Here is a 7,567-nt window from a genome sequence, read left to right on the forward strand (position 1 = left end):
TCTTTCTTGGTATTTCCTATACCTTCCTTTACCGTCTTGATAACAGACAGAAAAAGGTGTCAGGAACCTTTTTTTGCTTTTCGAGGCCTTCCTCTTGGTTTTACAGTGCTTTCGAGGCTGAGTTTTTTGACGGTTTGTGTGGTCCACGTTTCGTCGCCGTAGGGATTGCCGCGCTGGAGACTTCGCTCCAGTGCCTGCTGTTCGCGGTCGGTCAGCCGCTGGTTGACGTGTGCGGCCCAGCCCGGCTTTCGCCTCTGTGGCCACGGGGATAACAGAGGCTGCGGTTCGGTGGATCCCTGTTTCCAGTGATAGAGGCTGCCCCATCGCCAGTCTTCGGCCCGCTTCACCAGATTGGCCGTTAACGCATTCCGTTCAACATAACGGCACACGGTATAGAAATGTTCGTCGTCCTGCACCGGAAACGATTTGAAACGTCCCTGGTAAACGTGACCGGAGCCGGTGCTCTTGCGATGAGCGTGCCAGCGCTGGGTGTGGGTCAGTGTGAGCCAGCCTGTGAAGCGGGAGAGCTGCCCGTCTTCACTGGGATGCACGACCAGATGCCAATGGTTCGGCATCACACAATAACTGAGCAGCCGCATCTCAAACCGCGCGACGGCTTCCGACAAGATCCGCTCGAACGCGGCGTAGTCTTCGTCCGTCTCAAAAATCGTCATCCGGGCATTCGCCCGATTGAGCACATGATAAATATATCCCGCCTGAGCGGCTCGTTTTGATCGTCCCATAAACGATATCTTAGCAGAAATTGCCTAAATTGTCAATAAATGGTTCCTGACACCTTTATTCCCACGAGAAAAACCAAAGTGGAACATCCAGACCGACCGTGTTGCTGAAATGGGCCTGCGGCCCGGTCCATGGATGAAAGACCTCAAAAGTGACACTTCAACGCCTACGATTGACATCGATGGCCGGACATTTGATCTCGCGGCCCTACGCAACGATTTGTTAATTGAATCGCCTGGCGAATCGATCGCATACCTTACTGATTTCCTGCTCGACGATACAACGAGCGAACAACTGCAGGAAGTCCTAGGTGATTGCACCACGGTTGTCTGTGAAGCACAGTACCGTGAGCAAGATATTGATCTCGCACAACGCAACTTTCACACAACTACAACAATGGTCTCTCACCTTGCCGCTCGCTCCGGTTTCGGCAAACTTGTCTTATTCCATCTATCCGACCGGTATACGACAGATGAATGGGATGAAATGTTGGCCGAATGTCGAATGATATTTCCAAACACAGTTTTCCCCAAAAACTGGAGCATCGAACCGCAAAGCAACGGCATCTAATAAGGCGTTGCACCGGAACCTCTCGTCTTTTGGCTATTCGAAGTCTTCACCTTCATTTACGCTTTTCGGATATTGATTGCGCCTCTATGCACCAGTCGCTGACACCTTTTTGACCGATTAATATTAAAGAATTCAGTTTTCCTTCGGTTTACTCATTTCGATGAGTTTCATCAGTGCCTCAGCGGTTTCTTCACTTTTCTTCGGATCGGACCGGGGCGGTTTAAACTGATCATCAAGTGCCCGGCAAAGTTTGTTGACGATTTGCTGTTCAATGATAATCGACAGCATGCCAAAGTCGTCCCAACCAGACTTCATCGAGTCGAATCGCCACACTCCATCAACCTTCTTCCATTTGACGAGCGCAAAGTGGGTCGAGACATCTGACGCACTTCTGTCATCACAGGCAATCAGTGTCTCTTCTTTATCGGGATAACCGCCCATAACCTCGAGCGTAAAGGTGTGCCCTTCGGAAGAATGGGTATCAGAAATCGTGTCAGCGACCTGGCTGGCTGTCTCAACCAGCGAGTCAAAATCGCCGGTCTGTTGACTCATTTTGTCAACGGAAGCCTGCTGCCCCGAGCAACCGCTGATGCTCAGACAGATAATCACAACGAGCGCTAATCTCTTCTGCATGTTATTCCAATCTATTGAAATGGGATACCAGATTGGTATTTCCGAATTGAATCTTTCATGATACACCATGCTGGATCTCACAAACAACTATAATTCCGCGTTACCACCAAGCCGTCAGATCAGATTGAAAAAGTAATTCGAATGCAGGCTCATTTTAAGGTTCCTGGAACGAATGGCACTGCCGCTGTTTTTTTACTTTGTGTTTGCACATCGTTTTCGGCGTGACGCAGTCACGTGTTTAATTTTCCGTTTTTTTGCCAGTTCGCTGGAAATTGTATTTGGAAAACCTCTCCTGGCATTATGCTGCGTTCTGGCAAGACCTTCCTTGGGTTGGTGTGGAGAAGACATTTGACCAAGGAAGGTTCTATGCCATTTATATCAGCTTCCCATTCGGAGACGGTAAAAGTGGGAGTCGGTAAAAGTGTCCGGAACCTTATTCTGGCTCAGCTTGCCTCTGGTGCTTCTCTCGATTCACAAAACAGCGGCAGTGTGATTTGTTCCGAATCCCAAGGCTTGATCCACCTCAACGACTTGCGGGAACAGATAAAGGGTCCGCGCAGTTTCTTATGTCGTCGGTTGTGCTTGATCTTCCTGGGTGATGTCGCGAATGACGCGGCATGGATTGCCTGCAGCGAAGACGCCGTCTGGCACGTCCCTGGTGACCACGCTGCCCGCACCGATGACCGTTTTTGAACCAATCGTGACGCCGGGGCAGATGATTGCGCCGCCACCAATCCAGACATCCGAGCCGATTGTGACTGGTTTCCCGAACTCCTGCGTACGCCGGAGTTGGGCAGTCATCGGATGCGTGGCCGCATAAATCTGCACCGCTGGACCAAAGAACGTGCAGTCCCCAATCCTCACTTCACACACATCGAGAACGACACAGTTGAAATTGAAATAGACCCGCTCACCCAAATAGATATTGCTGCCATAATCACAATAGAAGGGCGGCTGCATCCAGACTGATTCGCCACCTGCACCCAACAGATCCGTCAGAATGCGACGGCGGGTTTCCTGCTCGCTTTCGCGAGTGGCATTCAGATCCTGGCAGAGGTCTCTTGCGCGTTCCCTGTCTTGAACAAGTTCGGGATCGAGGGCATCGTAGAGTTCTCCCGCCAGCATCTTCTGTTTTTCAGATGTCATGTTTCACGGGCTTCCTACTTGACCTTTTCTCGCTCTCGAATATGGCCAGAACAGGTTCACTGCCGGGAGTAGCTGAGTGCAATAAATGACGCCAGAATTCTTTGACTCCTGGCACCTTTTACTGTCCCCTCTCAGCTGAACTTTCAACATAACAGTTGAGCACCAAGCAAGAAACCGCACGCCCAACCTGGACCGTGCGGTGAACTGACTTCATTGAAATTGGAGCGATGACCTGCAGCCGAACAGTTTAAAGCAATATTCATGCTTCAGTTTTTTTGTTCGTCCGTTTTTGGTTCTTCGATTCGGACCAGTAACCATTGCTGGGTTTCACCATTCTCAAAATGGACCAGCGCTGCTGAAGTATCTTTTGTGAGGTTTGAGAGGCCGGTCTCCATGATGGGCCATTTTTTTCCCTCGATCCCCCAGGCAACACGTTGGTTTTTCTCATCAACCATTCCTTCAAGCGGTTGTGTTTTATCTGTGGTGGTATTGTTGAAGGTCCCTGCAATGATGCCTTGTTTATTCACCGCTAATTGAATGAATAAGGTGGGAGGCGGGCCTGAGTCTTCGCCGTCTTTGGTAATTGCAAAGACGCCCAGCGACAGCCATTCCGATGATTCATCGACCTCAGGAGCACTTTCGGCAAGCGCCTGTGCCTGCTCCGAATACTCGTCTGCGGTAGCGATTGCGTCATCTCCATAGTAGACCTGACCATCATCGTAGTAGATGTTTTCACCGTAATCATATGCATATTCTGCAGTCCCAGATGAATATCCCGGGAACCAGCCAGCGATCAACCCCCAGGTTGCCCAGCGATAAGGAGTATTCCAGCGAAAGCGGGCCCAGCTGGGATGATCTTTCCAGAAATCATAACGAGGGTGATTGTCGTGGAACTGATTACGCACTTCATTGCGACGGTCAGTCCGTTGTGTCTGACGCTCCTGCTGATTGTTGATCCGATCCGGACGATTTCCTGCGGGACCATTTTCACGGCGATCGCCTCGGTTCTCCACCCGGTCATTTCGGTTTTGTGTTCGATCTGTATCTGGTCTGTTTTCAGCTCGGTTGCTCACTCGATCCGAACGATTTTCTGCACGATCCGCGCCCGGACGCTGGCTGGGGCTATTGTTGTTTAAAAAGTCAGCAGCCGCCCCGCCCCCCGCTACTCTTCCCGCATCAGGTCTGCTGGAAGCCGAATTCGGGATATTCAAGAAATTATTTAAGTCTGATTTTGTAGGTCTGCCATTCTGGCCCTGCCCCTGTCGGATACCGTTATTCGAGGGTCCTCCCCCCGGTCGGTTTGAGGGCTGAGAAGGCCGTGCAGCAGGACGGTTTGCCCCCGCCTGGCCAGCATTGGGACGAGAAGCCGCAGGTCTGCTTGAGCTTGGTCGACTCATTGAGGGAGAACGGCTGGGAGCCGGTCGCGAAAAGTTTCCGCCGCCGCCGCCACCACCACGGCTGATCCCACCTCCTCCACCGCCACCACGGCCGCCTCGCCCCTGGACGTCCGGTGAAGAAGCAAAAATAATCAGAGCACAAACAGCGAGGAAACAGGTGATCGATTTCATGGCGAGGTCCATCTAGACTAGATCAGGTATCGGATAATAATTATTCTACAGCTGCGTCTCGTACAACGGTCACTTCATCGATATTTGGTTGTAACGCACCATCAATGATGCGATTCACAGACTGCCATTGAAAATGATTCTCATCCACAAATTTAAAAATGTTGGTTGATGAGCTCTGACGACCGTCGGGAAGGGTCCCTGTCATCATCACATACCAGTGGTTCTTTTTATTCGTCCACACCCCTTCAGAAAAGCCACCATCCGAATCAAATACCCACGAACGGATCTGTTTTTTAACCGGGTCCCAGCCAATGATCTGCATCCCGGAAAAATTGACTCGATCCCGTATGGAAGCCGTAAAATAGCGGGTAATGAAGTTTTTGTTTTTGGTCCATTTGCAGGTGGTCTGGACACGCCCTGCTTCATCACTGTCGGTCCAGTCGCCAATCAGCCATTCCAGCGTCTTCAGGTGTTCATAGTTCGATAAAACAACGGGAATTTCTTCTTCGGTAATGCGGTCCAGAAACCAGTTTCCATCCCGCTTGACATGCACCGCCGTGTAGACCGATTCTTGAGGCTCACCGGCAGGAGAAATCAATTTTGAAGTTCCCTGCTCGACTGCGACACCGGGTGAAAGAAACTGAATGGACTGGACGTCAACCGTGAGTTTGGAACCTTTTACTTCCTTCAGGATGGCTGACATCTCTTTTGAAATTGCCTCGCGTCCTTCGACTTCAGTCCCGGTGAGTGGATTGGTATAAATGGCATCAGGCGCCCAGTGTGCTGCCAGTTTTTTCGAATCCCCGGAATTGAAGGCAGCGAGATAAGACTGAATGGATTTCTCAATTGCCGCTTTGTCTTTTGCCTGATCAGCGGCGAAAGTGATTTGTCCGATGCAGAATATGCTGAGACAAATTAAAAGATTGCTCACCGTGCGATTCATTCGATATTCCTTCCGACTTCGCGGCAATTTAATGATGTGGATTTTGATATGATGTGGTCGATAGAAACTCTACTCAATGCGATGAGTCCGTTTTCCGGGAGCAGACTTTCTGCCTCCCCTTTCTTCTATAGCAAGCGTATCTGAAATCTATACCTTGTCAAGCGCCGATAACTCATTGTTGCCGTTCTTTCGAGGACTGGCTGGCTGAAAAAATAACGATTTTACTTCGATCCTTTTCAGCCAGTCCCAGAGTTTTCGGGAGATTAAAAGTTGTCAGGAACCTTTTACTACTCATAAATCGTCATCCGGGCATTCGCCCGATTGAGCACATGATAAATAGATCCCGCCTGAGCGGCGCGCTTTGGTCGTCCCATAATATGGGAATTCAAGCCTGAACTTCCTAAATTGTCATTAACATAGTCGCTGACACCTTTCACCTTCCCCACATTTTACTTTCCCCGCTTGACAGGAGATGTCATTGAAACTGCGTGGAATTAAGAAATCTGAGCGGATTCAGGTTTATCTCAAATGATAGATATCGGTATCATTTTATGTGTTGTCTGTGTATCATTGAGCCATTCAACGGAGTGTGGGTTTCATTATTCCTGGTTTCCTGGAACATGCGGCATGTTGAGAATTGAAGGCAGTGCATCCAAATTCTGTGATCGTATCCCCCGCCGATCCTTTCTGCAGATTGGTGGGCTGGCGATGGGGGGCTTAACGTTGCCTCAACTGCTGCAGGCTGAACAACAGAATCAACAGGCTCAGTCTCACAAAGCGGTGATCATGATCTTCCTGAATGGGGGACCGCCGCATCAGGATATGTTCGATTTGAAGCCCGCTGCGCCCGCCGAGATTCGCGGTGAGTTTCAACCCATTGCGACCAATGTCCCCGGCATTCAGATCAGCGAGCTGATGCCTCGCGTCGCGGGGATGATGGACAAGTTCTCCCTCATCCGTTCCCTGGTTGGTTCTGAAGGACGACACGATTCATTTCAATGCTGCACCGGCCATCAATTTCGGGATCCCAAACCTCAGGGGGGCTGGCCGTCCATGGGTTCGGCTCTCTCCAAACTGCAAGGGGCCGTTGATCCTTCCGTGCCCCCTTATATCGACCTGTCGCAAAAGATGGCGCATGATCCCTACAACATTAAAGGTGCGGGTTTTCTGGGAATGGCGCATACTCCGTTTCGCCCCGATGGCGAGGTGATGAGCAACATGACCCTGAATCAGGTTTCCACCATTCGCTTGCGTGAGCGCACCAGGCTGCTGGATGAACTGGATACGTTCCGGCGAAAGGTCGATCAGAAACTGGCATCCGAGACCAGCGATAACTTTACAGAGCAGGCGTTAGGGGTGTTGACTTCATCCCGGCTGGTGGAAGCGTTGGATCTGGAGAAAGTCGATCCGAAAGTGCGTGCCCGGTATGGAATCGACGATGCCAAAGTGCTCGGCTTTGATCCCAAGATGGGATACCAGGCGCTGATGTCCCGGTTCCTGCAGGCGCGGCGTGCTGTGGAAGCAGGGGCCCGGATGGTAACCTGCAGTTTTGCTGATTTCGATTACCACAGCGATAACTTTGGCAGAGGCCGCAAAGTGATTCCGTTACTGGATCAGGGCGTGGCGGCGCTGGTCGAAGATCTCCACGAACGCGGACTGGATCAGGACGTGACGGTCATCGTGTGGGGCGAATTCGGACGGACTCCCAAGATCAATGAGAAAGCAGGCCGCGATCATTGGTCGCGCGTGCATGCGGGTCTGCTGGCGGGCGGGGGAATGCAGGCCGGGCAGGTGATTGGTTCAACAGATAAATGGGCCGAAGCAGCGGTCGACCGACCCGTACATATGCAGGAAGTCTTCGCCACGCTGTACCATAACCTGGGCATCGATGCCGCCACGACAACCATCCCGGACAACAACGGCCGACCGCAGTATCTGCTGGAACGCCAGGCACCGATTCGGGAAC

Annotated in this window: 7 protein-coding genes; 2 read left to right on the forward strand and 5 right to left on the reverse strand. The window is 51.3% G+C overall.

Annotated elements, in window-relative coordinates; all coding sequences use genetic code 11:
• Positions 1–59: 59 nt before the first annotated feature.
• Positions 60–743: a transposase gene (locus tag Q0294_RS08740; RefSeq protein WP_299463473.1), complete on the reverse strand. Its 684-nt coding sequence runs from the start codon at positions 741–743 to the stop codon at positions 60–62.
• A gap of 133 nt (positions 744–876) precedes the next feature.
• Between Q0294_RS08740 and Q0294_RS08745 the strand changes: the two genes are divergently transcribed.
• Entirely contained in the window at positions 877–1,311 is a 435-nt protein-coding gene (locus Q0294_RS08745) for a hypothetical protein (protein ID WP_299463476.1), read from the forward strand.
• Positions 1,312–1,443: 132 nt separating this feature from the next.
• On the opposite strand, the gene Q0294_RS08750 is transcribed toward Q0294_RS08745, so the two are convergent.
• From Q0294_RS08750 to Q0294_RS08770, 4 genes are all read right to left on the reverse strand, one after another.
• The gene (locus tag Q0294_RS08750) at positions 1,444–1,944 is read right to left on the reverse strand and encodes a hypothetical protein (RefSeq protein ID WP_299463479.1); all 501 of its coding nucleotides are present in this window, start codon (positions 1,942–1,944) and stop codon (positions 1,444–1,446) included.
• A 564-nt stretch (positions 1,945–2,508) separates the two neighbouring features.
• Positions 2,509–3,090 (reverse strand): sugar O-acetyltransferase, encoded by a 582-nt coding sequence (locus Q0294_RS23400; RefSeq protein ID WP_366917935.1) that lies wholly within the window; start codon positions 3,088–3,090, stop codon positions 2,509–2,511.
• 266 nt (positions 3,091–3,356) lie between these two features.
• A complete protein-coding gene (locus Q0294_RS08765) occupies positions 3,357–4,658 on the reverse strand; it encodes a hypothetical protein (RefSeq protein ID WP_299463482.1) in 1,302 nt (433 codons plus the stop codon).
• A gap of 40 nt (positions 4,659–4,698) precedes the next feature.
• The gene (locus Q0294_RS08770; protein WP_299463485.1) at positions 4,699–5,601 is read right to left on the reverse strand and encodes an SgcJ/EcaC family oxidoreductase; all 903 of its coding nucleotides are present in this window, start codon (positions 5,599–5,601) and stop codon (positions 4,699–4,701) included.
• A gap of 627 nt (positions 5,602–6,228) precedes the next feature.
• On the opposite strand from Q0294_RS08770, the gene Q0294_RS08775 reads away from it, so the two are divergent.
• On the forward strand, positions 6,229–7,567 hold a 1,339-nt coding region (locus Q0294_RS08775; protein WP_299463487.1), incomplete at its 3' end, for a DUF1501 domain-containing protein.

The organism is uncultured Gimesia sp. (assembly GCF_937919775.1).
GTDB lineage: Bacteria > Planctomycetota > Planctomycetia > Planctomycetales > Planctomycetaceae > Gimesia.

What these genes read in the sequence shown, in the direction of transcription:
- Q0294_RS08740 (WP_299463473.1), bottom strand. Translation starts at nt 743, where the DNA reads ATGGGACGATCAAAACGAGCCGCTCAGGCGGGATATATTTATCATGTG.
- Q0294_RS08750 (WP_299463479.1), bottom strand. Translation starts at nt 1,944, where the DNA reads ATGCAGAAGAGATTAGCGCTCGTTGTGATTATCTGTCTGAGCATCAGC.
- Q0294_RS08770 (WP_299463485.1), bottom strand. Translation starts at nt 5,601, where the DNA reads ATGAATCGCACGGTGAGCAATCTTTTAATTTGTCTCAGCATATTCTGC.
- Q0294_RS08745 (WP_299463476.1), top strand. Translation starts at nt 877, where the DNA reads ATGAAAGACCTCAAAAGTGACACTTCAACGCCTACGATTGACATCGAT.
- Q0294_RS08765 (WP_299463482.1), bottom strand. Translation starts at nt 4,658, where the DNA reads ATGAAATCGATCACCTGTTTCCTCGCTGTTTGTGCTCTGATTATTTTT.
- Q0294_RS23400 (WP_366917935.1), bottom strand. Translation starts at nt 3,090, where the DNA reads ATGACATCTGAAAAACAGAAGATGCTGGCGGGAGAACTCTACGATGCC.